Origin of the sequence: Actinomadura luzonensis (assembly GCF_022664455.2) — a bacterium.
In the GTDB taxonomy this organism is placed as follows: domain Bacteria; phylum Actinomycetota; class Actinomycetes; order Streptosporangiales; family Streptosporangiaceae; genus Nonomuraea; species Nonomuraea luzonensis.
In genome coordinates this window covers 4,559,800-4,585,017 of the sequence record NZ_JAKRKC020000001.1, presented here as the reverse complement: position 1 = coordinate 4,585,017, position 25,218 = coordinate 4,559,800, and the positions used below count along the sequence as shown (strand labels likewise).

Genomic DNA, 25,218 nt, shown 5'->3' with positions numbered 1-25,218 from the left:
CACCGGCGAGGACGAGCTTCACGAGCTGCACGGGGGAACGGGGCATGGACGCGGTCTTCTTCGACATGGACGGGCTGCTGGTCGACAGCGAGCGGGTCTGGCTGGAGATCGAGACGGCGGTGATGGCCCGGCTGGGCGCCGCATGGACACCCGAGCACCAGGCCCACCTGGTCGGCGGCTCCATGGAGCGCACGGTCGGCTACATGCTGGCCGTCTCCGGCGCCGCCGTGCCGCCCGCCACCGTCCGCGACTGGATGGTGTCGGGCATGGTGGAGCGGCTGACGGCCGGGGTCCCGGTCATGCCGGGCGCCGCCGAGCTGCTGGACGCCGTACGCGCGGCCGGGGTGCCGGTGGGGCTGGTCACCTCGTCGCTGCGGGAGATCGCCGACGCCGTGCTCAAGAGCGTCGGGCGCGAGCGCTTCGACGTGGTGGTCACGGCCGACGACGTGACGCGCACCAAGCCCGACCCCGAGCCGTACCTGACGGCGGCGAGCCTGCTCGGGGCGGAGCCGGTGCGGTGCGTGGTGCTGGAGGACTCGCCGAGCGGGGTGGCGGCGGCGACGGCGGCGGGGTGCGCGGTGGTGGCCGTCCCCAGCCTCCTGCCCATCGAACCCGCCCCCGGCCGCCTCGTCGTCCCCTCCCTCACCTCCGTCACCCTCCCCGACCTCCACGCCCTCCTCCCCACCCACCCCTGACCCGTCTCACCACCGGCCCACCTCGCCTTTGGCTGGCCCCGCCACCGGCTCACCGCGCCCTGACCACCCGCCCCTCCTGAACCCCGGCGGCGAACGGGCGTTCCTCGATGCGCCGTCCCGCCGCCTGCCAGGGCCAGGCGTCCCCTCCGCCCGTCTCGGAGCGCGGCGTCCCACCGCCCGGCTCAAGGCCCAACGCCCGTCTGGAGGCCCACCGCCCGTCTCAAGGTTCATCGCCCGGCCTCGGGAGCCTTGACTCGGGACGCTCGTCTCGGGCCGCGCGTCTCGGGACCCTCCCTCGCCTCGGGACGCTTGTCCCGGGACCCTCTCTCTCGCCTGGGGACCTCCCTCGCCTCGGGACGTCTGCCTCGGCCGCGCCTGGGGCCGCTCGCCTTGGTCGCCCGCTCGCGGTGGGGCTCGCGAGGCCCGGTCGTCCCCGTCCGACCGGGCCGTCCCGGTGTCCCGCCGCGCGTCGTCCCGCGCGTCGTCTCGCGCGTCGTCTTGCCCGCCGCCTGGGCGCGGGTCTGCTGCCTCGCCGCCCATCAGCCGCCTGGCCGCGCCCGGGCGCCCCTGCGCGTCCACCGATCACCCGCCCGGCCACTGTCCCGCCGTCCGGGCCGAGCCCGGGGCGGCGGGTCCGGGGTGGGGGAGGGGTTCCCCCTAGGGGACGGCTGGTTCTCGCGGAGGAGGGGCAGGCGCCCGTTCGCGTGCCAGGATGGAGGGGACAAGCCGAGACGAAGGGGGTGGCTTGATGGACTTCAACCAGATCGCCTGGTTGCCGTTGTGCGTCGGCGTGACGGCGGCGGGCCTGGTCCTGAGCTTCCTGGCGTTCCGCCGCCGGGGAGCGGCGTCGGGCCTGCGGGTGATGGCGTGGGCGCTGCTGCCGCTGGCGGCCTACCTCACGGGCGCGTTGCAGGCGTTGTGGAACATCGGCACCACCGCCGTGGGCTTCGTCACCGGCCTGGTGCTCAACCCGGCCGTGTGGGCCGGCATCGCCGTGGCGGGCCTGGCGGCCGTGCTGTTCGTGGTGTCCGGGTTCCTGCGCGGCCGCAAGCTGGCCGTCGGCCGCAGGAAGACCTCGGGCGAGGGGCAGCGGCCCGCCGCGGCCACGGGCGCGGCACAGCGGCCCGCCGCGCCGGGCGCCAAGCCCAAGCCGGCCGTCGCCGCCCAGCAGCCCGCCCAGCCAGCCCAGAAGCCTGGGCAGAAGCGCCCCGCCGCAGGCGCCGGCGCGGCAGGCGACGACGACTTTTCCGACATCGAGGAGCTGCTCAAGCGTCGCGGGATCAGCTGATCGCGTTCGTGTGTCACGAAGTCGAGACGCAACCGGGACCCGCCCCGGACATTCCCTTCAAGATCGATACGAATGAGTTTCGCATCAATCACAAATAAGCCACATAGCGGCCTGAGGGGCTGGTCATAGCAGCTCAGGCCATAGATTCTGCCTCCTGAGGTCGCGACTCGCGGTCTAAAGTTCATCCAAAAGACAGCGTCGTCTGGATCCAGGGGGCAATTTCGCATGACCGCGCCGCTTGACGTTCCCGGCTCCGCGTCAGAAGCGCAACCGGAGTTGGTGCTCGCGGGAGCGGGCAAGGCCATCCAGGGACGGTCCCTCACCAGGATCGCCTGGATGCGGCTGCGGCGGGACAAGATCGCCCTCGGCGGCGGCATCGTGGTCGTCCTGCTCATCCTGGTGGCGATCTTCTCCGGGCCCATCATCTCCGCCTTCGGGCACGACCCGCTGGAGTTCCACCAGGACGCGATCGACCAGAGCACGCTCCTGCCCAAGGGCACCTTCGGCAACATCGGCGGCGAGTACCTGCTCGGCGTCGAGCCGGTCAACGGCCGCGACATCTTCAGCCGCATCGTCGCCGGCGCCGGCATCTCGCTGCTCATCGGCTTCCTCGCCACCATGCTCTCGGTCATCATCGGCACCGTGCTCGGCGTCATCGCCGGCTACTTCGGCGGCTGGGTCGACCAGGTCATCGGCCGCATCATGGACGTCTTCCTCGCCTTCCCGCTGCTGGTCTTCGCGATCGCGCTGGCGGGCGTCGTCCCCGACAAGGGGTTCGGGCTGGAGGGCAACGGGCTGCGCATCGCCATGCTGATCTTCATCATCGGCTTCTTCAGCTGGCCCAGCATCGGCCGCATCGTGCGCGGGCAGACCCTGTCGCTGCGCGAGCGGGAGTTCGTCGACGCCGCCCGCAGCCTCGGCGCGCGCCACGGCTACATCCTCTTCCGCGAGGTCCTGCCCAACCTCATGGCGCCGATCCTGGTGTACGCGACCCTGCTCATCCCGACCAACATCCTGTTCGAGGCCGCGCTCTCCTTCCTGGGCGTCGGCATCAACCCGCCCACCCCGACCTGGGGCGGCATGCTGTCGGAGGCCGTGCGCTTCTACACGCTGCCGCACTTCGTGCTCTTCCCGGGCCTGGCGATCTTCATCACGGTCCTGGCGTTCAACCTGTTCGGCGACGGGCTGAGGGACGCCTTCGACCCCCGCGCGCACTGACCTTCGCCAACGCTCCATCCCCCATCTCACTACCAAGGGGTTAGTCAATGAGAAGGAAATCCGCACTGGCGGCGGCCGCGACAGCGGCGCTCGCCATGGTGCTCTCCGCCTGTGGCGGAGGTGGCGGCACGCCGCAGCAGCCCGCGCAGTCGGCGTCCGGCGGCGGCGCGCAACCCGCGTTCAACGCCTCGCTCACCGGCGTGTTCAACCCTTCGACCAAGAAGGGAGGCACGATCAAGGCCGCGCATTCCTCCGATTGGGACAGCCTCGACCCGGCCGACACCTACTACGGCTACTCCTTCAACTTCGGCCGTCTGTACTGGCGCACGCTGACGACGTACAAGACCGGCCCCGGCCCCGACGGCAACAAGGTCGTCCCCGACCTGGCCGAGAGCCTGGGCCAGCCGAGCGCCGACGGCAAGACCTGGACGTACAAGATCAGGAGCGGCCTCAAGTTCGAGGACGGCAGCCCGATCACGGCCAAGGACGTCGCCTACGCGGTCGCGCGCTCCTACGACAAGGAGACCTTCCCGCACGGCCCCTCCTACCTCAACGAGCTGCTTGAGTGGCCGAAGGACTTCAAGGGCGTCTACAAGAGCCCCGACGTGGACTACAAGTCGGCCGTCGAGGCGACCGACGACACCACGGTCGTCTTCCACCTGAAGAAGCCGTTCGCGTCGATGGACTACATCGTCCAGCTCCCGATGACCGCCCCCGTGCCCAAGGCCAAGGACACCGGCGCGAAGTACCGCGAGCACGTCGTCTCCTCGGGCCCGTACAAGTTCGAGACCAACGAGATCGGCAAGCGCTTCACCCTGGTCCGCAACGACCAGTGGGACGCCTCCACCGACTCCAACCGCCCCGCGCTGCCGGACCGGTGGGAGGTCCAGCTCAACGTCAACGCCGACGACCTGGACAACCAGCTCATGTCGGGCAGCATCCAGCTCGACATCCCCGGCACCGGCATGCAGCCCGCCGCGCTCGGCAAGGTCCTGCCCGACCCGACGCTGAAGGCCCGTACCGACAACCCGACGATCCAGCGCCTGTGGTTCGTGTCGGTCATCCCCGACACCAAGCCGCTGGACAACATCAACTGCCGCAAGGCCGTCCAGTGGGCCGCCGACCGCGTCGCCAACCAGACCGCCTTCGGCGGCCCGGTGGCCGGCGGCGAGATCGCCACGAACGTCATGCCGCCCGGCATCGTCGGCCAGGAGAAGTTCGACCTGTACCAGACGCCGGAGAACAAGGGCGACGTCAACAAGGCCAAGGAGGCCCTCGCGGCCTGCGGCCAGCCCAACGGCTTCAGCACCACCATGTCGTTCCGCTCCGACCGCCCGCGTGAGAAGGCGCTCGCCGAGGCCATGCAGCAGGCGCTGTCCAAGGCCGGCATCAAGCTGACGCTGAAGGGCTTCCCGTCCTCCAGCTACTTCTCCGACTACGCCGGCAACGTCGAGTACGTCAAGAAGAACGGCATCGGCCTCGCCACCCACGGCTGGGGCTCCGACTGGCCCGACGGCTACGGCTTCCTGCAGGCCATCGTCGACAGCCGCACCATCCGCGACGCCGGCAACTACAACCTGAGCGTCAAGGTGCCCGAGGTCGACAAGCTCGTCGACCAGGCCTCCGCCGAGCTGGACGCCACCGCCCGCGAGAAGCTGTGGGTGGACGTCGACAAGAAGGTCATGGAGGACGCCTCCATCCTTCCCGTCGTCTGGGCCAAGTCCCTGCTCATGCGCGGCCAGGGCGTGACCAACCTCGCCTACAACGAGGGCCAGCAGATGTACGACTACGTGCTGCTCGGCGTTCAGTGACCAGGCGAGGTTCGGGGATCTAGCGAAGGCAGGTGAAGGCAGGAGTGGCCGGCCCGGCGGCGGGCCGGCCACTCGGCCGGCAGCGGTGCTCACATACATCATCAGGCGTCTGATCGGCGCGCTCGCGATGCTCATCGTGATCAGCATGGTCACCTTCGGCATCTTCTTCGTCGTGCCGCAGTGGGCCGGGGCGACCCCCGAGGCCCTCGCCTCGCGCTACGTCGGGCGCGCGGCGACCCCCGAGACGGTCCACCTGGTCGCCGAGCGGCTCGGCTTCTACGACCCCGTGGTCGTGCAGTACGGCAGGTTCGTCAAGGGCATCTTCGCCGGCGCCCAGTACGACTACGGCGCCGGGGTCGAGCAGTGCCCCGCGCCCTGCTTCGGCTACTCCTTCATCAGCGGGCAGCCCGTCTGGCCGGACCTGGTCGACCGCATGCCGGTCACCTTCTCCCTGGCCATCGGCGCCGCGATCCTGTGGGTGCTGGGCGGGGTGAGCATCGGCGTGCTGTCGGCGCTGCGCCGGGGCAGCTTCTTCGACCGGCTGTCCATGGGCACCGCGCTGGCCGGCGTGTCGCTGCCCATCTTCTTCACCGGCATGATCTCGCTGGTCGTCTTCAGCTACGGCCTCGGCTGGACGCCGCCCGGCGGCGCGTACACGCCGCTGCTGCAGAACCCCGCGCAGTGGGCCTACGACCTGCTGCTGCCGTGGATCACGCTGGCGTTCCTGTTCGCCGCCACCTACGCGCGGCTCACCAGGGCGGGCATGCTGGAGACGATGGGCGAGGACTACATCCGCACCGCCCGGGCCAAGGGCCTGAAGGAGCGCGAGGTCGTCGTCAAGCACGGCCTGCGCGCCGCGCTGACGCCGATCCTGACGCTGTTCGGCATCGACTTCGGCCTGCTCATCGGCGGCGCCATCCTCACCGAGACCACCTATACTCTGCCGGGGCTCGGCCAGTACGCGATCCTGGCCATCAGGAACCAGGACCTGCCGCAGGTCATGGGCGTCGTGCTGGTCGCCGCGCTGTTCGTGGTGGTCGCGAGCCTGGTCGTCGACCTGCTCTACGCCGTGGTCGACCCGAGGGTGAGGTTGTCGTGAGCTTCCTTGACGTCAAGGACCTGAAGATCCACTTCCCGACCGACGACGGGCTGGTCAAGTCCGTCGACGGGCTGTCGTTCGGCCTGGAGCGCGGCAAGACCCTCGGCATCGTGGGCGAGTCCGGCTCCGGCAAGAGCGTGACCAGCCTCGGCATTCTCGGCCTGCACAAGGGCGGCCGCGCCCGGCTGTCCGGCGAGATCTGGCTGGACGGCGAGGAGCTGATCGGCGCCTCCGCCGAGCACGTGCGCGGCCTGCGCGGCAAGAAGATGGCGATGATCTTCCAGGATCCGCTGTCGTCGATGCACCCCTACTACACGGTCGGCCACCAGATCGTCGAGGCTTACCGCATCCACCACGACGTCAGCAAGCAGGTCGCCCGCAAGCACGCGATCGACATGCTGGGCCGCGTGGGCATCCCCGAGCCGGCCCGCCGCGTCGACAGCTACCCGCACGAGTTCTCCGGCGGCATGCGCCAGCGCGCCATGATCGCCATGGCGCTGTCGTGCGACCCCGAGCTGCTCATCGCCGACGAGCCCACCACGGCGCTCGACGTCACCGTCCAGGCCCAGATCCTCGATCTCATGGTCGACCTGCAGCGCGAGTTCAACTCCGCGCTCATCATCATCACCCACGACCTGGGCGTGGTGGCCGAGCTGTCCGACGACATCCTCGTCATGTACGCGGGCAAATGCGTCGAGTACGGCCCGGCCGACAGCATTTTCTACCGCCCCGAGCACCCCTACACCTGGGGCCTGCTGGGCTCCATGCCCCGCCTCGACCGCGAGCCCACCGAGCGGCTGCTGCCCATCAAGGGCTCGCCGCCGTCGCTCATCAACGTGCCCCCCGGCTGCGCCTTCCACCCGCGCTGCCCGTACGCCGAGCGCACCGGCGGCAAGGCCGACACCGAGGTCCCCGCCCTCACCGAGACCGAGGGCGGCCACCTGGTGCGCTGTCACATGAGCAGGGACGAGCGGCGCAGCCTGTGGGAGAACGAGATCAAGCCAGTGCTGGAGATCCAGTGAGCGAGCCGAACTACGGCAGTGAGCCGCTTCTTTCCGTGCAGGACATGGAGAAGCACTTCCCGGTGACCAAGGGCCTGATGAAGAGGCAGGTCGGCGCGGTCAAGGCGGTGGACGGCATCAGCTTCGACGTCTTCAAGGGCGAGACCCTCGGCCTGGTGGGCGAGTCGGGCTGCGGCAAGTCCACGACCGGCCGCCTGGTCACCCGCCTGCTGGAGCCCACCGCCGGCAAGGTCGTCTTCGAGGGCCAGGACATCACGCACATGAGCCAGGGCCGGCTCCGGCCGCTCCGGCGCGACATGCAGATGATCTTCCAGGACCCGTACTCGTCGCTGAACCCCCGCCACACCGTGGGCGCCATCGTCGGCGCGCCGTTCCGCATCCAGGGCGTGCACACCGAGCACGGCGTCAAGAAGGCCGTCCAGGACATCCTGTCGCTGGTCGGGCTCAACCCCGAGCACTACAACCGCTACCCGCACGAGTTCTCCGGCGGCCAGCGCCAGCGCATCGGCATCGCCCGCACTCTCGCGCTCAAGCCCAAGCTCATCATCGCCGACGAGCCGGTCTCCGCGCTCGACGTCTCCATCCAGGCCCAGGTCGTCAACCTGCTGGAGGACCTGCAGAACGAGCTGGACCTCACCTACGTCGTCATCGCCCACGACCTGTCGGTGGTGCGCCACATCAGCGACCGGGTCGCGGTCATGTACCTCGGCAAGATCGTCGAGATCGCCGACCGCAAGCGGCTCTACAGCTCGCCCATGCACCCCTACACCAACGCCCTGCTGTCGGCCGTGCCCGTGCCCGACCCCAAGGCGCGCAAGGGGCGCGAGCGCATCCGGCTGACCGGCGACGTGCCGAGCCCGCTCAACCCGCCGCCCGCCTGCCGCTTCCACACCCGCTGCTGGAAGGCGCAGGAGATCTGCAAGACGGTCGAGCCGCCGCTGGAGGAGCTGGCCGGCGGTCACCGCGTCGCCTGCCACTTCCCCGAGAACGCCCCCCAGACCCCGGCCGCGGCCGCGCCCGCCGCCGGCCAGGACTGACCGGCCCGCCGGGCGCCCTACGAAAGGGCGCCCGGCGTGATCAGGCCCGTCTCGTAGGCCAGCACCACCGCCTGCACGCGGTCGCGCAGGCCCAGCTTGGTCAGCACGTTGCCGACGTGCGTCTTGACCGTCGTCTCGCTGACCACCAGCTTCGCGGCGATCTCGGCGTTGGACATGCCCTTGGCGATCAGCCGCAGCACCTCCAGCTCGCGCTCGGTCAGCCGGTCGAGCCGGGCCGGGGCGGCCTGCTCGTACGCCGACGGCAGCCGCGTCGCGAACCGGTCCAGCAGCCGCCGGGTGACGCTCGGCGCGACGATCGCCTCGCCCGCCGCCACCACCCGGATGGCCTGCACCAGCTCGTCCGGCGGCACGTCCTTCAGCAGGAACCCCGACGCGCCCGAGCGCAGCGCCTCCACGATGTACTCGTCGAGGTCGAACGTCGTCAGCACCAGCACCTTCGGCACGTGCGCCGCCGGCGCCGCCTCCCGCACGATGCGCCGCGTCGCCTCGATGCCGTCGACCCCCGGCATGCGGATGTCCATGAGCACCACGTCGGGCAACAGCGCCCGCGTCTGCTCCATCGCGTCCTTGCCGTCGCCCGCCTGCCCCACCACGGTGATGTCGGGCTCGGCCTCAAGGATCAGGCGGAATCCCGTGCGCAGCAGCGGCTGGTCGTCCACCAGCAGCACTCTGATCGTCATTGGCCGTCCTTCAACGGGAACCTCGCCCGCACCTCGAAACCGCCCCCCGGTCGCGGACCGATGCTCAGGATTCCACCATAGAGTGCCACTCGTTCGCGAATGCCCACCAAACCGTGCCCCTGCCCGGTGGCGGGCGAGGTGGACGGTCCCGTCCCTCCTGTCCCGTCGTCCTCCACGCGCACGTCCAGCTCGCACGGCCGGTGCCGCACCGTCACCACCGCCGCCGCGCCCGGGCCCGCGTGCCGCAGGCTGTTGGTCAGCCCCTCCTGCACCAGCCGGTACGCCGCCAGATCGACCCCGGCGGGCAGCGGCCGCGGCTCGCCCTCCACCCGCAGCAGGACCGGCAGCCCCGCCTCGCGCATCTGCTCCACCAGCGCCGGCAGGTCGTGCACCCCCGGCTGCGGGCCCAGCTCGGCCCGCGCGTCGGCGCGCAGCACGCCCACGATCGTGCGCATCTCCGCCATCGCGGTACGCCCGGTGTGCTCGATCGCCGACAGCGCCTCGCCCGCCAGCTCCGGGTCGGAGGCCAGCACCCGGCGCGCCGCCGCGGCCTGCACGATCATCACGCTGACGTGGTGGGCGACCACGTCGTGCAGCTCGCGCGCGATCCGCGAGCGCTCCTCGGCCCGCGCCGCCCGCGTGTCGGCCGCGTGCGCCCGCTCCAGCCGCGCCGCCCGGTCCTTCAGCTCCTCCAGGTACGCCCGCCGCAGCCGCAGGCTCCGCCCCGCGCCCCACACCGCGGTCAGGACGACGGCGACCACCACGTGATCGGTCCACGCCGTCACCCGCACCGGGCCGGCCAGCGCGCCGCAGGCGTAGGCCGACATCGACACCAGCAGCGCGCCGAGCGCCATCGCCAGCCCCCGGTGCGAGGCCACCGAGTACAGCAGCACCAGCCCGGCCAGGCCCGGCACGCCCGCGCCGTACCCGGCCACCGCCAGCAGCGTCTCGGGGACGAGGGCCGCGCACAGCGCCGCCAGCGGCCGGCCGCGCCGCCAGGCGACGGGCACGGCGGCCGCGGCCGCCAGCGCGAACCCGGCGCCGTCGGCCGGGCGCAACCCCGCGACCGGCGGCCACAGGGGGTCGTAGAGCGCGAGCAGCGTCACCGAGGCCGCGGCCACCACCCCGGCCAGAGCCGTGTCGTGGAGCCTTGTCCGGTCGATGCGCACCGCTTCACTGTAGGACCGGCCGCCCGCCCCATCCTCCTCCCCTGGGAGGATTACGGCCGGTGCCGTTCCGACCGCGCTCGGGAACCACCGCGAACCCTTCGCCGCGACGCGACCCCCGCGCCGCTCGGTGGCGACGGCACCCCGCGACGCCCGATGGCGAGGGGACCCTTGCGACGCCCCGCCCTGCCCGGCGGCGGCCGCTACAGCTCGTCGGTCGCGGCGCGGCGGTTGCTGCGGACCGTGTCGCCCGGCTGCCGGTCGGGCACCGGGGGAGGGGTGCCGCCGAACTCCGGGCACAGCGCCTGGTGGTCGCACCAGTCGCACAGCCGGCTGCGCCGGGCCCGCCACTCGCCGCTCTCCATCGACCGCTCGATCGCCGTCCACAGCGCCATCACCTTGCGCTCGGTGGCCAGCAGGTCGGCCTCGTCGGGCGCGTACCGCAGCACCTCGCCCTGCCCGCCCAGGTAGACCAGCTGCAGCAGCCGCGGCACCCGGCCGCGCAGCCGCCACAGCACCAGCGCGTAGAACTTCATCTGGAACAGCGCCTTGGCCTCGAAGTCGGGCCCCGGCGCGCTGCCGGTCTTGTAGTCGACCACCCGGATCTCGCCGGTGGGCGCCACGTCGAGCCGGTCGACGTAGCCGCGCAGCATCAGCCCGCCGTCGAGCACCGCCTCCACGTACAGCTCGCGCTCGGCCGGCTCCAGCCGGGTCGGGTCCTCCAGGGTGAAGTAGCGCTCCAGCATGCCGCGCGCCTGCGCCAGCCACTCGGCCTGCTCCTGCTCGCCGTCGAACATCTCGGCGTACTGCGGGTCGTCGCTCAGCAGCCGCTCCCACTGCGGCTCCAGGAGCTCCAGGGCCGCCGCCACCGAGCGGCGCGGGGCCGGCAGGTCGTAGAGCCGCTCCAGCACCGCGTGGACCACCGTGCCGCGCACCGCCGCGGGGGAGGGCCGCTCGGGGAGCTGGTCGATCACCCGGAAGCGGTAGAGCAGCGGGCAGGTCATGAAATCGCCCGCCCGGGAGGGGGAGAGAGCTCCGATGATCACCGGCTCGGTCAGCGTCATGCACGCACTCTAGGTCACGGCCCCGACAGTTCGGCCCCCGCCGCGACGATGGCGGCCGTCGCGGCGCGTAGCATCGAGGCAGCGAGACCGATACACCGCCGGGGCCCGCCCGCCTGCGGACCCGCCGGGTAACACGTACGAGGAGTGCGGTGAGCGAGCAGAGCCCCCGGCAGGAGTTCTCCGGCGTCCCGATGGGGAGGCTGTTCGGCATCCCCGTCTACGTCTCGTGGACGTGGTTCCTCGTGGCGGGGTTCATCACCGTCATGTTCGGCCCCTACTTCGCGGGCATCCTGCCGCACCTGTCCGGCCCGGCCGCCTACGGGGTCGCGTTCCTCTTCGCGGTGCTGCTCTACGTGTCGGTGCTGCTGCACGAGCTGGCGCACAGCGTCCTCGCCAAGGCGTACGGCCTGCCGGTGCGCCGCATCACCCTCTACCTGCTGGGCGGCGTCTCGGAGATCGAGAAGGAGCCGCCGACGCCCGGCAAGGAGTTCCTGGTGGCCGCGGCCGGGCCCGCGCTGTCGCTGGGCCTGGCGGGCGTCGGCTGGCTGGCCGACGAGTACGCCATCAACAACGGCGGCATCGTCGAGGTGCTGGTGCTGCAGCTGTGGTTCGCCAACCTCATCGTCGGCGTGTTCAACCTGCTGCCCGGCCTGCCGCTGGACGGCGGCCGGATGCTGCGCGCCGGGGTGTGGAAGCTGGCCGGCGACCCCGGCTCCGGCACGGTCGTCGCCGCCTGGGGCGGCCGGGTGCTGGCGGTGCTGCTGGCCGCCGTCCCGATCGCGATGGTGCTGCGCGGCGGCGGTGACGCCGACCTGGCCGACGTGGTGTGGCCCCTGGTGCTGGCCTCGTTCATCTGGATGGGCGCCTCGCAGTCGCTGCGCGTGGCCCGCATCCGCGCCCGCATGCCCAAGGTCAGCGCCCGGGCCCTGGCCCGCAGGGCGGTGCCGGTGACCGGCGACACGCCGTTGTCGGAGGCGCTGCGGCAGGCGGGCGAGCGGCACGCGGGCGCGATCGTGGTGGTCGGCCACGACGGCCGGCCGACGGCGATCGTCAGCGAGGCGGCCGTGCAGGCCACCCCCGAGCACCGCCGTCCCTGGGTCGACGCCGCCTCGCTGGCCAAGACCCTCGACCCGGCCATGGTGCTGGCCGCCGACCTGTCGGGCGAGCCGCTCATCGACGCCATGCGCCAGGCTCCGGGCAGCGAGTACCTGCTCGTCGAGCCGGGCGGAGAGGTGTACGGAGTGCTGTCCACGGCCGATGTGAACCGGGTGTTCAGCGGCGTCTGATTTGTCCCACTCGTTTAACCGGCGGCCCCCGGATAGGGTCGTGTCCAGCGGTTTCCGGTGTCCGGAACGGACCCGGGCGATTTCTGAGATGCGATGACTGGCCGATAGTGTGCTGTTTGGCCAAACTTGCACAGTTAAGGGGTTTGTTGCGGTCCACCGGTTCACCGAATCGAGACGACGGGGCCGCGGCACGGCTCCGTCGTCTGGGTATGCGTATGGCTGGTGGCCAGCACGGCAGTGCGGGTGCCGTAACATCGCCGGCTTCCGGGGAGGAGAGTTGAGTGACCGAGCGCAGCGAGGGCACCTATGAGCGCAGCACGGTCGTCATGAGGAGGGACGCATGACCGGCCAAGGCTTCGCAGTGGTGCGTCCGCTTCCTGGAAATGGACTCGTCGCCTACCTGGGCGGGCTGCTGCTGGTGTGCGACCCGGGCGAGGCCACCGCCGACGGCCTGCTCGACGCGCTGCGCGAGACCGCGGCCTCCGGCGGCGACGGCCGCGCCCTGGCCCGCCGCGCCGCGCAGGTCCTCGCCGCCAACATGGCGGGCGACCCGGCCGCCTGCGCGGTCGCCGGCCCCGTCACCGGCGGCGTCGCCGTCCTGGTCAGCGGGCCCGCCTCGGCGAGCGTCGTCACCTCGGCCGGCGAGACGCGGCTGTCCGGCAGCGACTCGCTCACCTGGGCCGACCGGCTCGTCACCGGCACGGTCGAACGGGTCGAGCTGAGCCTGCCCGGCGCCGGCGTCCCGCACCCGGCCGTGCGCTTCGACGGCGGCGTGGTGCACGGCGGCGGCCTCGTCAGCGACCTCACCGACCAGTCCGCCGACCGGCCCGTCGCGCAGCCCTCGGCCCAACCCGCCGCTCAACCCGCCGCGCAGCGGGACGAGCGGCCGGCCGCCCCCGCCCCGTCCCGGCCGCTCACCAGCGAGATGCCGGCCACGGCCTTCCACATCGAGGCCGACCTCATCCCGCCGCCCGCCGAGCGGCCGCAGCAGCAGCCGGTGGAGCGGCCGCCGTACCCGCTGGCCGACCAGCCGCCGGCGGCGCCGAGCCCGCCCTCGGGCCCGCAGCCCGTCCCCGCGGCGCTCGACCAGCCCTACCACACCCCGCAGGACCAGCCGTTCCCCGGGCAGGAGCACCACTCCCCGTACGGCTCCCCGCAGGACCAGGCGCCCTACCACCAGCCGCAGGAGCAGCCGCCGTCGCCGCCCGAGCCGCAGCAGTACCCGTCCTACGACGAGCAGCCGCCCTCCGGCAACGGCCTGCCCGACCAGCAGGCCCCGCAGCACCTCGGCGCGCCCGACCACTTCGGCGACCAGCCGTCCCCGTTCGGCCAGCCCGACCCCTTCGACCACCCGGGCCAGCAGCAGCCGCCGCCCCAGCAGGAGCAGCAGCAGGAGCAGGGCGACCGGCCGCTGGTCTACGGGGTCGACTGCAAGAACGACCACTTCAACGACCCCCGCGTCCCCTACTGCGCGGTGTGCGGCATCGCGCTGGTGCAGCGCACCCTCGTCCCCTACAAGGGCCCGCGCCCCTCGCTCGGCGTGCTCATCCTCGACGACGGCACCGCGCTGCCGCTGGAGACCGACTACCTGCTCGGCCGCGACCCCGAGCGGGCCCCGGAGGTCGCCGGCGGCACCGCCCGCCCGGCCAAGGTCACCAGCCCCGACGGCTCGGTCTCGCGCCGGCACCTGCGGGTGGCGCTCGACGGCTGGGACGTCAACCTGGTCGACCTCGGCTCGGTCAACGGCACCCAGATCCAGCCGCCGGGCGACCCCAACTTCTACGACATCCCGCCGAACGAGCCGGTCACCATCGCGCCCGGCACGACGGTGCGGGTCGGCGTCTCCCGCACGCTGCGCTACGAGGCCCACCGCGGGTAGCGCGGCGCGACCGCAGGCCGCGTTCCCTCCGGGGCGCGGCCTTCTGTCACACCGGCCCCTGACACCACCTTTACGGCCTACCGCCTGGGGGTGTCCGCCCGGTGGCCGGAAAGGGGCCGCCCACCGCGCTCCGGAGCCCTGGGCGCGGAGCCGGGAGCGGCCGTGTCCGTCCGGCGTGCCTTTCGGCGCGGCTCCTCCCGGCAAGTCGCGGAACAACCGGCCGCCGCGAAAGCGGCCCCCGCCGCCGTGCGCGTCCCGGCCCTCCCTTACCCGACGATCGGGGCGTCCGCAACGGCCCAGGCGGCCGTCAGGCCGGTCGGAAAGCCCGTACGCCCCGCAGCAGCCGCACGGCCGCCTCCAGCCCGCTAGCCGCCTCCAGGGCGCGTCCCGCCGCCATGGAGAAACGGCTCAGCAGGTGCTCGTCGCCGTCGCCGAACTCCCGCCCCGCGACCCACACGAACGTGTGGTCGCGCGAGGCCAGCGGCACCGGGGCCGCCAGGAACCCCGGCTCGCCCACGCTCGCGTCCCGCGCCAGCCGGACCGGCTCGGCGGCGACCGCCAGCTCCTTCAGCACCCCCGACTCGGCGAGCCAGCGCCGCACGCCGAGGGGGTCGCCCGGCGGCGCGTGCACGTGCACCGGCCAGGCCTCCTGGCGCAGCGGATCGACCCGGACGAAGCCCGCGTACCCGGTGTCGGCCACCGCGGCGGCGGTGCGCGCCAGCCGATCGATCAGATCCGCCGCCTCCACGCCGGAGAAGGCGGAGATGAGCTCGCGCATGGCGACATCGACACGGTTGAATGGCATCGCGGTGTGATCCCTCGCCGGGAGGAGGTGAGATCGCGCAACCCGATCGCGCGACCCTCGAAAACGGGCTGCCCCGACTATCACTCCCGACGTCGTCCTTGACTAGCCCTCAACAGGAAATCGGGATTATTGCCCATTTCGGGCAGGGGGTGCGGGCCCGCCGTATGGCCACGCGCCCGTGACCCGGGCGGCCCCGAGTGACGCGACGGGCGCGTAGGACGGGCGGCTCAGGACGGGCGGCTCAGGACGGGCGCACGCGCGCCCACGCGATGTCGTCCACCCGCCCCCCGCCCGGCTTCGGGAACATCTCCCGGTGCACGCCCTCCCTGCTGAACCCGGCCCGCTCCAGCACCCGGTGCGACGGGACGTTGCCCGCCTCGGTGCCGGCCACGACCCGGTGCAGCGCCGTGTTGGCGAACACCCAGTCCACCAGCAGCCGCACCGCCCGCGTCATGAACCCCCTCCCGCGGAACTCCGGGACCAGCGAGTAGCCGACCATGGCCTGCCCGAGCGCCGGCGTCACCTGCACGAGCTGGATGTGCCCGGCGAACACGCCGGTGGCCGCGTCCCTGACGGCCAGCTCGATCCGCTGCCCGGACACCCACCAGTAGCCTGTGTAGCGGCAGCGCCGCTCGTCGTCCTGCAGGGAGCTCGGCGGCCCCATGGCGTAGGAGGCCACGACCGGGTCGGTCATCATCCGGTGGAAGTCCGCGGCGTCGCCGACGGCCATCGGCGTCAGCAGCACCACCCCGTCCGAGAGCCGCCCGCCCTCGAAGAACGGCAGGTACGGCTCCGGCGGCGGCACCGCCTCGCCGGCCAGCCGCGCGAACAGCACCAGGTCGGACGGGCGGCCGTCACGCAGCCGCTTGGCCTCCCTGCGCCGCCCCTCCTCACGGAAGCCGGCCTTGGCCGCCACCCGCAGGCCGGCCACGTTCTCCACCTCGGTCTCCAGCTCGACCCGGCGCACGCCCTGGTCGAACAGCCAGTCGGTGACCGCCCGCGCGGCCGTCGCGGCCACGCCCTTGCCGCGCGCCCACGGCGCGACCAGGAAGCCGATCGAGGTGACGGCCCACCGGTCGGGCGGCCGGACGGCGATCGAGCCGACGTACTGGCCGTCCTCGGTGACGGCGAACTCGGCGCCCCCGCCCTCCCATGTGGCCCGGGCGCCGTCGAGGTAGGCCCGCGCGTCGGCGAGCCCGTACGGCGAGGGCAGCAGCGGCAGGAAGCGGGCCGTCACCGGGTCGTCGCAGGCCCGCACGACCGCCTCGGCGTCGCAGTCGGCCGGCGGGCGGAGGACGAGGGGGCCGGCGGAGATCACATCACGCGCGAGCATCCCTCATACTTACCGCGCGTCCGGAGCCGCCCGAAACCCCTATAACCTTGCCGCCATGGGTTTCCGCAGGCATGGGCCTTTCCAGGCGGGGGATCAGGTGCAGCTCACCGACCCCAAGAACAAGCGCCACACGATCACGCTCAAGGAGGACGGCGTCTTCCACACCCACAAGGGCGCCATCCCCCACAGCGACCTGATCGGGCAGCCCGAGGGCTCCGTCGTGCGCTCCTCCGGCGGCACCCAGTACCTCGCCTTCCGCCACCTCCTGCAGGACTACACCCTCGCCATGCCGCGCGGCGCGGCCGTCATCTACCCCAAGGACGCCTCGATGATCGTCGGCATGGCCGACGTCTTCCCCGGCGCCCGGGTGATCGAGGCCGGCGTCGGCTCCGGCGCGCTCACCTGCTTCCTGCTGCGCGCCGTCGGCCCGCAGGGCCACGTGACGAGCTACGAGCGCCGCCAGGACTTCGCCGACGTGGCCCGCAAGAACGTGGAGAACTTCTACGGCGGCCCCATGGACGACACCTGGCGCCTGGTGGTCGGCGACCTCAACGACTCGATCGACGAGGCGGACGTCGACCGGGTGATGCTCGACATGCTCGCCCCGTGGGAGTGCGTCGACGCCGCCGCCAAGGCCCTCACCCCGGGCGGCGTGATCTGCTGCTACGTGGCCACGACCACGCAGTTGTCGAAGACCGTGGAGGTCATTCGCGATCACGGGTGTTTCACCGAGCCGCATGCGTGGGAGACCCTGGTTCGCGACTGGCATGTCGAAGGGCTCGCGGTGAGACCCGATCATCGGATGATCGGCCACACGGGGTTCCTCGTCACCGCCCGCCGCATGGCGGATGGGGTGACGCCCCCGCCGAGACGCCGTCGACCGAAGGGGACCACCGAAGAACTATGACAATTTGGCCACGAGGGTGCGTTGGTGCGTGACACGGGAACAGATCGTCGTGTTCCTATGCTGGGAGTATTAAACGCACTATTGAGGATTATTCACCGAATACTGAATGTCACTCTACGAACACTGCCCGGCCAGGTTACGGAGGGGCCCGAGATAGGTAAGGTCCTTAGTAGTCGCCCTCGACTGGGAAGGAGGTGACGGGGCGTGGCAGCTCGCGATGATGCTGAGGCTCGAGCCGCGCAGCGCGAACGGGAGGTCGCTGATCTTTCAACACAGGTCTCCTTCCTCCAGGAGGAGATCACAGCGCTGAGGCGGAAGCTGGCCGAGTCACCCCGTCAGGCCAGGGTCCTCGAAGAGCGTCTCCATGAGGCACAGGCGAACCTCGCGGCCGTTACCGGCCAAAACGAGCGTCTTGTGGCCACACTCAAGGAGGCCCGGGACCAGATCGTCGCCCTCAAGGAGGAGGTCGACCGGCTGGCGCAGCCGCCATCCGGCTTCGGCACCTTCCTGGAGGCCAGAGAAGACGGCACGATCGAGGTGTTCACCGGCGGCCGCAAGCTGCGGGTGAACGTCAGCCCCGCCGTCGACGTCGACAAGCTGCGGCGTGGCCAGGAGGTCATGCTCAACGAGGCGCTCAACGTGGTCGAGGCGCTCGGCTACGAAGAGGTCGGCGAGATCGTGATGCTCAAGGAACTGCTCGACGAGGGCAAGCGGGCCCTGGTCATCTCGCACGCCGACGAAGAGCGCGTCGTGCGGCTGGCCGACTCGCTGCAGGGCCAGCCCATCAGGGCCGGCGACTCGCTCCTGCTGGAGCCTCGCTCGGGCTACGTCTACGAGCGCATACCCAAGTCCGAAGTCGAAGAGCTCGTGCTCGAAGAGGTCCCCGACATCTCCTACGAGGAGATCGGCGGCCTCATGCGGCAGATCGAGCAGATCAGGGACGCCATCGAGCTGCCCTACCTGCACGCCGACCTGTTCCGCGAGCACAAGCTGCGGCCCCCGAAGGGCGTGCTGCTGTACGGCCCGCCCGGCTGCGGCAAGACGCTCATCGCCAAGGCCGTCGCCAACTCCCTGGCCAAGCAGGTCGCGGAGAAGACCGGCCAGTCCGGCAAGAGCTTCTTCCTCAACATCAAGGGCCCCGAGCTGCTCAACAAGTACGTCGGCGAGACCGAGCGGCACATCCGCCTGGTCTTCCAGCGCGCCCGTGAGAAGGCCTCCGAGGGCACCCCGGTGATCGTGTTCTTCGACGAGATGGACTCGATCTTCCGCACCCGCGGCTCCGGCGTGTCGTCCGACGTGGAGAACACCATCGTCCCGCAGCTGCTGTCGGAGATCGACGGTGTCGAGGGCCTGGAGAACGTCATCGTCATCGGCGCCTCCAACCGCGAGGACATGATCGACCCCGCGATCCTGCGGCCCGGCCGCCTGGACGTGAAGATCAAGATCGAGCGGCCCGACGCCGAGGCGGCCAAGGACATCTTCTCCAAGTATTTGCGTCCCGACCTGCCTCTGCACCCGGACGACCTGGCGGAGCACGGCGACTCCCGCGAGGGCACCATCCAGGGCATGATCCAGAGCGTCGTCGAGCGCATGTACACCGAGAGCGAGGAGAACCGCTTCCTCGAGGTGACCTACGCCAACGGCGACAAGGAAGTCCTGTACTTCAAGGACTTCAACTCCGGCGCGATGATCCAGAACATCGTCGACCGGGGCAAGAAGATGGCCATCAAGCAGTTCCTCGAGACCGGCCAGAAGGGCCTGCGGGTGCAGCACCTGCTCACGGCCTGCGTGGACGAGTTCTCCGAGAACGAGGACCTGCCCAACACCACCAACCCCGACGACTGGGCCCGCATCTCCGGCAAGAAGGGCGAGCGGATCGTCTACATCCGCACGCTCGTCTCCGGCAAGCAGGGCAGCGAGGCCGGCCGGTCCATCGACACCGTCGCCAACACCGGCCAGTACCTGTAACGCACGATGGACAAACGGGAGGGCCGCCCCGGCCCTCCCGTTTTCCGTTCCCGCCCTCCCGCCCTCCCGCCCCTCGCGCCGCCCGTGTCCCTGGCCGTTCCACCGGCCGTTCCCGCGGCCGTTCCTGCGGCCGTTCCCGCGGCCGTTCCTGCGGCCGTTCCTGCGGCCGTTCCTGCGGCGCGACACGCGCGATAGGCATGCGCGGCCCGCCGCACAGGCGCACACTGGGCCTTGTGAACACGTTCGATCAGGCGGCCGCCCCGTCCGGCCGGCCCGGCCTCAAGCGCGTCGACGTGCACGTCGAAGGCATCGTGCAGGGCGTCGGCTTCCGGCCCTTCGTCTACGCCCTCGCCCGCCGCCTCGACCTAGCCGGGCAGGTCCGCAACGACGTCAACGGCGTGCACATCGAGGTCGAAGGCGCCTGCCCCCGCGTCGAGGAGTTCCTCACCGCCCTCGAACACGAGGCCCCCGCCCTGGCCGAGATCGAACGCGTCACCGTCGTCCGCGCCGAGCCCGCCGGGCACCACGGCTTCACCATCGCCGCCAGCGACCCCGCCGGCCTGCGCCGCGCCCTCGTCCCCGCCGACACCGCCACCTGCGACGACTGCCTGCGCGAGCTCGCCGACCCCGCCGACCGCCGGCACCGCTACCCGTTCATCAACTGCACCAACTGCGGGCCCCGCTTCACCATCGTCCGCGCCGTCCCCTACGACCGGCCGCTCACCACCATGGCCGGCTTCCCCATGTGCGCCGAGTGCGCCGCCGAGTACCACGACCCCGGCGACCGCCGCTTCCACGCCCAGCCCACCTGCTGCCCCGCCTGCGGCCCCCGCCTCCGGCTGCTCGACTCCCGCGGCAACGAGCTGTGCGGCGACCCCGTCGCCACCGCCGCCGCCCTCCTGCGGGCCGGCCGCGTCCTCGCCGTCAAGGGCCTCGGCGGCTACCACCTCGCCGTCCTCGCCGCCGCCGAGCCGGCCGCCGCCGCCCTGCGCGGCCGCAAGCACCGCGAGGACAAACCCTTCGCCGTCATGGCCGCCGACCTCGCCCAGGCCCGCCGGCTCTGCGTCGTCGACGACACCGCCGCCGCGCTGCTCACCAGCCGCGCCCGCCCCATCGTGCTGCTGCCCCGCCGCGACGCCCCGCCCGCCGCCGCCCCGCCCACCGCCCCGCCCACCGCTCTGCCCACCGCTCTGCCCACCGACCTGCCGGACGCCTTCCCGGACGCCTTCCCGGACGCCCTGCCGGACGTCCTGCCCGTCGCGCCCTCCGTCGCGCCCGGCAACCGCAGCCTCGGCATTCTGCTGCCCTACACGCCGCTGCACCACCTCCTGCTCGCCGAGCTCGCCGAACCCCTCGTCCTGACCAGCGGCAACGTCAGCGACGAGCCCATCGCCCACGACGACGCCGACGCCCTGGCCCGGCTCGGCGGCATCGCCGACGCCTTCCTCACCCACGACCGGCCCATCCACGTCCGCGCCGACGACAGCGTGGTGCGGCCCGTCGCCGGCGAGGTCACCGTGCTGCGCCGGGCCCGCGGCTACGCCCCCGAGCCGCTGCCGCTGCGCCACTTCGTCCCCCGCACCGTGCTCGCCTGCGGCGCCGAGCTCAAGAGCACCTTCTGCCTGGCCGGCGACCGGCGCGCCTTCGTCTCGCAGCACATCGGCGACCTGGAGAACTACGAGACCCTGCGCTCCTTCACCGACGGCATCGACCACTTCTGCGCCCTGTTCGACCTGCGCCCCGAGATCGTCGCCCACGACCTGCACCCCGACTACCTGTCCACCAAGCACGCCCTGGAGATCCCCGGCGTCGAGCACGTCGGCGTCCAGCACCACCACGCCCACATCGCGGCCTGCCTCGCCGACAACGGCGAGCCCGGCCCGGTGATCGGCGTCGCCTTCGACGGGCTCGGCTACGGCACCGACGGCACCCTGTGGGGCGGCGAGTTCCTGCGCGCCGACCTGACCGGCTTCGAACGCCTCGGCCGGCTCGCCCCCGTCCCCATGCCCGGCGGCGCCGCCGCCGTCCGCCAGCCCTGGCGCATGACCGCCGCCTACCTCGGCCCCGCCGAGACGCACCGCAAGCTCGGGGTCGCCCGCCGCAACGCCGACCGCTGGGCCGACGTGCTCGCCCTGGCCGCCAAAGGCGTCAACGCCCCCCTCACCTCCAGCGCGGGCCGCCTGTTCGACGCCGTCTCCGCCCTCCTCGGCGTCCGCGACCACATCACCTACGAGGGCCAGGCCGCCATCGAGCTGGAACAACACGCCGACCCCGCCGAGACCGGCGCCTACCGCGCCCGCCTCACCCCCGGCGACCTGCTCACCGTGCACGGCGAGGACCTCGTCCACGCCGCCGCCCGCGATCTGGAGGCCGGCCGGCCCACCCCGGTCATCGCCGGCCGCTTCCACAACGGCGTCGCCGACACCGTCCTGCGTGCCTGCGCCGCGCTCCGCGACGCCACCGGCCTGACCGCGGTCGCCCTGTCCGGCGGCGTCTTCCAGAACGTGCTGCTCACCGAGCGCACCGTGCGGCGGCTGCGCGAGGCCGGGTTCCGCGTCCTGACCCATCTGCGGGTGCCGCCCAACGACGGCGGGATCAGTCTCGGCCAGGCCGTCGTCGCCGCGGCCCGCGACCGGGCCGGCCTATCGCCCGCGCTGTGACGCCTGTGACCGGTGGAACCAAAGTGATCGATGTGACGTCCAAAAGGGCGTGCGCACCCCCAACCGGCCCAAGCATGCCCGGGAGAACGGCCGGTTGGCCGAGCTCGACCTCCTCCGCTTCCTCGCCGCGCTCGCGGTCGTCGCCTTCCACTACCTCGTCGCCTACGCCAGCGTCTGGGGCGACCGGCCCGCCGAGCTGTTCCCCGCCGCCGCCCCCCTGGCCGGCCTCGGCATCCTCGGCGTCGAGCTGTTCTTCATCATCAGCGGCTTCGTCATCCTCATGAGCGTGTGGGGACGCGGCCTCGGCGCGTTCGCCCGCTCCCGCCTCGTCCGGCTCTATCCCGCGTACTGGATCAGCCTCGCCGCCGTCGCCGCCCTCTACGGCCTCACCGGCGCCAAAGCCCTCGACCCCAAGCTGTCCACCGGCGAGTACCTGCTGAACGCCACCATGTTCCAGCGGCTGTTCAAGATCACCGACGCCAGCGGCGTCTACTGGTCGCTCTGGGCCGAGCTGCGCTTCTACCTGATCATGGCGGTCCTCGTCGTCATCGGCGTCACCCACCGCCGCGTCCTGGCCCTCGGCGGCCTCTGGCTCGCCGCCGCCCTCACGCTCAAGCTCCTCCAGCACGCCGCCGTGGACGTCCCCCCGGTCCTCACCGAGACCGTCATGCCCGACTACGCGCCGTACTTCGTCACCGGCATGAGCCTCTACCTCATCCACAAACACGGCCACTCCTGGCTGCCGTGGATCTACGTCGCCGCCGGCTACGCCCTCTCCCTCGACAGCGCCCTCGCCCGCGTCCACCGCCGCATCGACGCCGCCGGGTTCAAGAACATGCCGGTCACCGACACCGGCGTCGTCGTCGCCCTCACGATCGTCTTCCTCCTCATGGCCCTCGCCGCCACCGGCCTGCTGCGGCTCAAGCCCTCGAAACTCCTCACCGCGCTCGGCGGCGTCACCTACCCCCTCTACCTGCTCCACAGCGTCGTCGCCGTCGCCGCCATCCCCGCGCTCACCGGCCACCTGCCGCCCTGGGCCGCCGCCACCGCCGCCACGCTGATAGCCGTGCTCCTGTCCTATCTGGTGTATGCCTTTGCCGAACGCCCCATTCAGCGGCTACTCAAGCCACGCAGGCGCACCCACGCCTCAGACGCTCCCGCCGTACAGATGGAAAAAGCGTCGGTGCCATAACCTTGTGGCCTCGGGGCACTGTGAAGGGCATAGGCTCGGGCATATAAACGGCGGATAGACAGACCCCGGACGAACAGAGGGTGTTGCATGACGGTGCGTCGGGTGATGGGCATCGAGACCGAGTACGGCATCTCCGTACCCGGCCAGCCAGGCGCCAACGCGATGGTGACCTCCTCGCAGGTCGTGAACGCGTACCTCGCCGCCTCGGCGGCCCGTGCGCGCCGCGCGCGCTGGGACTTCGAGGAGGAGAACCCGCTGCGCGACGCGCGCGGCTTCGACCTGGCCAGAGAGGTCGCCGACCCCACCCAGCTCACCGACGAGGACCTCGGGCTGGCCAACGTCATCCTCACCAACGGCGCCCGGCTCTACGTCGACCACGCCCACCCCGAGTACTCCTCACCCGAGTGCACCAACCCCCGGGCCGCGGTCATCTGGGACAAGGCAGGCGAGCGGGTGATGTACGACGCCGCCACCCGCGCTTCCGCCATCCCCTCCAACGCCCCCATCCAGCTCTACAAGAACAACACCGACGCCAAGGGCGCCAGCTACGGCTGCCACGAGAACTACCTCATGCGCCGCGCCACGCCCTTCGCCGACATCGTCCGCCACCTCACCCCCTTCTTCGTCAGCCGCCAGGTCGTCGTCGGCGCCGGCAAGGTCGGCATCGGCCAGGACTCCCGCGGCGAAGGCTTCCAGATCAGCCAGCGGGCCGACTTCTTCGAGGTGGAGGTCGGCCTCGAGACCACGCTCAAGCGGCCCATCATCAACACCCGCGACGAGCCCCACGCCGACCCCGAGAAGTACCGGCGCCTCCACGTCATCATCGGCGACGCCAACATGTCCGAGATCTCCACCTACCTCAAGCTCGGCACCACCGCGCTCGTCCTCGCCATGATCGAGGAGGGCTTCCTCAGCCGCGACCTCGCCGTCGAGAGCCCCGTCCAGGCCCTGCGCGCCGTCTCCCACGACCCCACCTGCCGCTACGAGATCTCCATGCGCGACGGCCGCAAGCTCACCGCCGTCCAGCTCCAGATGGAGTACCTCGAACAGGCGCGCAAGTTCGTCGAGGAGCGCGGCACCGCCCAGGACGAGATGAACAAGGACATCCTCGACCGCTGGGAGTCCGTCCTCACCCGCCTCGCCGAAGACCCCATGCAGCTCTCCCGCGAGCTCGACTGGGTCGCCAAGCTGGAGCTCCTCGAGGGCTACCGCAGCCGCGACGGCCTGGCCTGGTCCCACCCCCGGCTCCAGCTCGTCGACCTCCAGTACAGCGACATCCGGCCCGACCGCGGCCTCTACAACCGCCTCGTCGCCCGCGGCCGCATGCAACGCCTGGTCACCGAGGAAGAGGTCCAGCGCGCCGTCGAGCACCCCCCCAACGACACCCGCGCCTACTTCCGCGGCCGCTGCCTGCGCCAGTACAGCGAGTCCGTCGCCGCCGCCAGCTGGGACTCCGTCATCTTCGACATCCCCGGCCGCGAATCCCTCCAGCGCGTCCCCACCCTCGAACCCCTGCGCGGCACCAAGGCCCACGTCGGCGAGCTCTTCGACCGCTGCCGCACCGCCGCCGACCTCGTCGCCGCCCTCACCGGCGGCGAATGACCCGCTGACGCCCGCGCCGGGGCCGGTCCTCCCTCACAGAAGACCGATCCCGAGCGTCAGCGTGCCCACCGACAGGCAGACCCCGCCCGCCACCGCGAGCCAGATCAGCCTGTTCGGCCGCGTGTCCTTCGGCCGCGCCACCGACAGGAAGAAACCCAGCGGCATCAGGATCGGCGCCGCCACGATCAGCACCCGGGTCAACGTCCTGACCCCCTCCGGCAGCGCCGCCTGGTCCACGTACAACATCGCCACCAGGGCGAACAACACCAGCACCCCCGCGTGCGCGTGTCCGGCCCGCCACAGGCCGCGCCGCACCGGGTTGTCCCGGTAACCGGGCACGTTCCGCATCAGGAACGTCAAGAGCGACACGCCGCCGAAGGCGATCGTGGGGACTGTGATGAGGAGCACACCTGCCGTGCTCAGGGACGCAGCGGACATCCTGGACCTCCTTGTGTGTAGGGGTCCATTATTGGATAGTGCTGCTA

Annotated in this window: 20 protein-coding genes; 14 read left to right on the top strand and 6 right to left on the bottom strand. The window is 71.8% G+C overall.

The features are described 5' to 3' along the window. Window positions 1-44: 44 nt before the first annotated feature. From MF672_RS21915 to MF672_RS21885, 7 genes are all read left to right on the top strand, one after another. Complete coding sequence (locus tag MF672_RS21915; protein WP_242382602.1) at window positions 45-695, top strand: HAD family hydrolase; 651 nt, start codon at window positions 45-47, stop codon at window positions 693-695. A 748-nt stretch (window positions 696-1,443) separates the two neighbouring features. After that, a complete protein-coding gene (locus MF672_RS21910; RefSeq protein WP_242382603.1) occupies window positions 1,444-1,983 on the top strand; it encodes a cellulose synthase in 540 nt (179 codons plus the stop codon). Between the two features lie 225 nt (window positions 1,984-2,208). Further along, entirely contained in the window at window positions 2,209-3,201 is a 993-nt protein-coding gene (locus MF672_RS21905; protein WP_242382604.1) for an ABC transporter permease, read from the top strand. A 47-nt stretch (window positions 3,202-3,248) separates the two neighbouring features. Then, window positions 3,249-5,012 (top strand): ABC transporter substrate-binding protein, encoded by a 1,764-nt coding sequence (locus MF672_RS21900; RefSeq protein WP_242382605.1) that lies wholly within the window; start codon window positions 3,249-3,251, stop codon window positions 5,010-5,012. 85 nt (window positions 5,013-5,097) lie between these two features. Further along, window positions 5,098-6,111, top strand: coding sequence for an ABC transporter permease (locus tag MF672_RS21895; RefSeq protein ID WP_242382606.1), 1,014 nt, complete (start codon window positions 5,098-5,100; stop codon window positions 6,109-6,111). Continuing rightward, window positions 6,108-7,133: an ABC transporter ATP-binding protein gene (locus MF672_RS21890; protein ID WP_242382607.1), complete on the top strand. Its 1,026-nt coding sequence runs from the start codon at window positions 6,108-6,110 to the stop codon at window positions 7,131-7,133. The genes MF672_RS21895 and MF672_RS21890 overlap by 4 nt, the downstream gene beginning before the upstream one ends. 44 nt (window positions 7,134-7,177) lie before the next feature. Next, window positions 7,178-8,170, top strand: a complete 993-nt coding sequence (locus tag MF672_RS21885; protein WP_242382609.1) for an ABC transporter ATP-binding protein — start codon at window positions 7,178-7,180, stop codon at window positions 8,168-8,170. Window positions 8,171-8,187: 17 nt separating this feature from the next. Here the strand turns inward: MF672_RS21885 and MF672_RS21880 are convergent, their stop codons facing one another. The 3 genes from MF672_RS21880 to MF672_RS21870 form a co-directional block, all read right to left on the bottom strand. Continuing rightward, the gene (locus MF672_RS21880; RefSeq protein ID WP_247815376.1) at window positions 8,188-8,871 is read right to left on the bottom strand and encodes a response regulator; all 684 of its coding nucleotides are present in this window, start codon (window positions 8,869-8,871) and stop codon (window positions 8,188-8,190) included. After that, on the bottom strand, window positions 8,868-10,040 hold the full coding sequence (locus tag MF672_RS21875; RefSeq protein WP_247815375.1) for a sensor histidine kinase: 1,173 nt from the start codon (window positions 10,038-10,040) through the stop codon (window positions 8,868-8,870). The genes MF672_RS21880 and MF672_RS21875 overlap by 4 nt, the downstream gene beginning before the upstream one ends. A 200-nt stretch (window positions 10,041-10,240) precedes the next feature. Continuing rightward, window positions 10,241-11,101: a RecB family exonuclease gene (locus tag MF672_RS21870; protein ID WP_242381839.1), complete on the bottom strand. Its 861-nt coding sequence runs from the start codon at window positions 11,099-11,101 to the stop codon at window positions 10,241-10,243. 149 nt (window positions 11,102-11,250) lie between these two features. On the opposite strand from MF672_RS21870, the gene MF672_RS21865 reads away from it, so the two are divergent. Together MF672_RS21865 and MF672_RS21860 are read left to right on the top strand one after the other, a co-directional pair. Continuing rightward, window positions 11,251-12,387: a site-2 protease family protein gene (locus MF672_RS21865; RefSeq protein ID WP_242381840.1), complete on the top strand. Its 1,137-nt coding sequence runs from the start codon at window positions 11,251-11,253 to the stop codon at window positions 12,385-12,387. A gap of 340 nt (window positions 12,388-12,727) precedes the next feature. Next, on the top strand, window positions 12,728-14,266 hold the full coding sequence (locus MF672_RS21860; RefSeq protein WP_242381841.1) for an FHA domain-containing protein: 1,539 nt from the start codon (window positions 12,728-12,730) through the stop codon (window positions 14,264-14,266). Window positions 14,267-14,573: 307 nt separating this feature from the next. Here the strand turns inward: MF672_RS21860 and MF672_RS21855 are convergent, their stop codons facing one another. Continuing rightward, window positions 14,574-15,071, bottom strand: a complete 498-nt coding sequence (locus MF672_RS21855) for a hypothetical protein (protein WP_242381842.1) — start codon at window positions 15,069-15,071, stop codon at window positions 14,574-14,576. 241 nt (window positions 15,072-15,312) lie between these two features. Then, window positions 15,313-16,404 carry a GNAT family N-acetyltransferase gene (locus MF672_RS21850; protein WP_242381843.1) on the bottom strand — a complete coding sequence of 364 codons (1,092 nt, stop codon included), beginning with the start codon at window positions 16,402-16,404 and terminating at the stop codon, window positions 15,313-15,315. A 55-nt stretch (window positions 16,405-16,459) separates the two neighbouring features. On the opposite strand from MF672_RS21850, the gene MF672_RS21845 reads away from it, so the two are divergent. The 5 genes from MF672_RS21845 to dop all read left to right on the top strand — a co-directional run bounded on the left by MF672_RS21845 (window position 16,460) and on the right by dop (window position 24,733). Continuing rightward, window positions 16,460-17,311, top strand: a complete 852-nt coding sequence (locus MF672_RS21845; RefSeq protein ID WP_242381844.1) for a tRNA (adenine-N1)-methyltransferase — start codon at window positions 16,460-16,462, stop codon at window positions 17,309-17,311. 204 nt (window positions 17,312-17,515) lie between these two features. Further along, entirely contained in the window at window positions 17,516-19,279 is a 1,764-nt protein-coding gene (arc, locus tag MF672_RS21840) for a proteasome ATPase (RefSeq protein WP_242381845.1), read from the top strand. Window positions 19,280-19,512: 233 nt separating this feature from the next. After that, complete coding sequence (locus MF672_RS21835; protein ID WP_242381846.1) at window positions 19,513-21,939, top strand: carbamoyltransferase HypF; 2,427 nt, start codon at window positions 19,513-19,515, stop codon at window positions 21,937-21,939. A 49-nt stretch (window positions 21,940-21,988) separates the two neighbouring features. Continuing rightward, window positions 21,989-23,131 (top strand): acyltransferase family protein, encoded by a 1,143-nt coding sequence (locus tag MF672_RS21830; protein WP_242381847.1) that lies wholly within the window; start codon window positions 21,989-21,991, stop codon window positions 23,129-23,131. An 87-nt stretch (window positions 23,132-23,218) separates the two neighbouring features. Next, a complete protein-coding gene (gene dop, locus MF672_RS21825; protein WP_302893246.1) occupies window positions 23,219-24,733 on the top strand; it encodes a depupylase/deamidase Dop in 1,515 nt (504 codons plus the stop codon). A 33-nt stretch (window positions 24,734-24,766) separates the two neighbouring features. Here the strand turns inward: dop and MF672_RS21820 are convergent, their stop codons facing one another. Further along, window positions 24,767-25,171, bottom strand: a complete 405-nt coding sequence (locus MF672_RS21820; protein WP_242381848.1) for a hypothetical protein — start codon at window positions 25,169-25,171, stop codon at window positions 24,767-24,769. Window positions 25,172-25,218 lie beyond the last annotated feature (47 nt).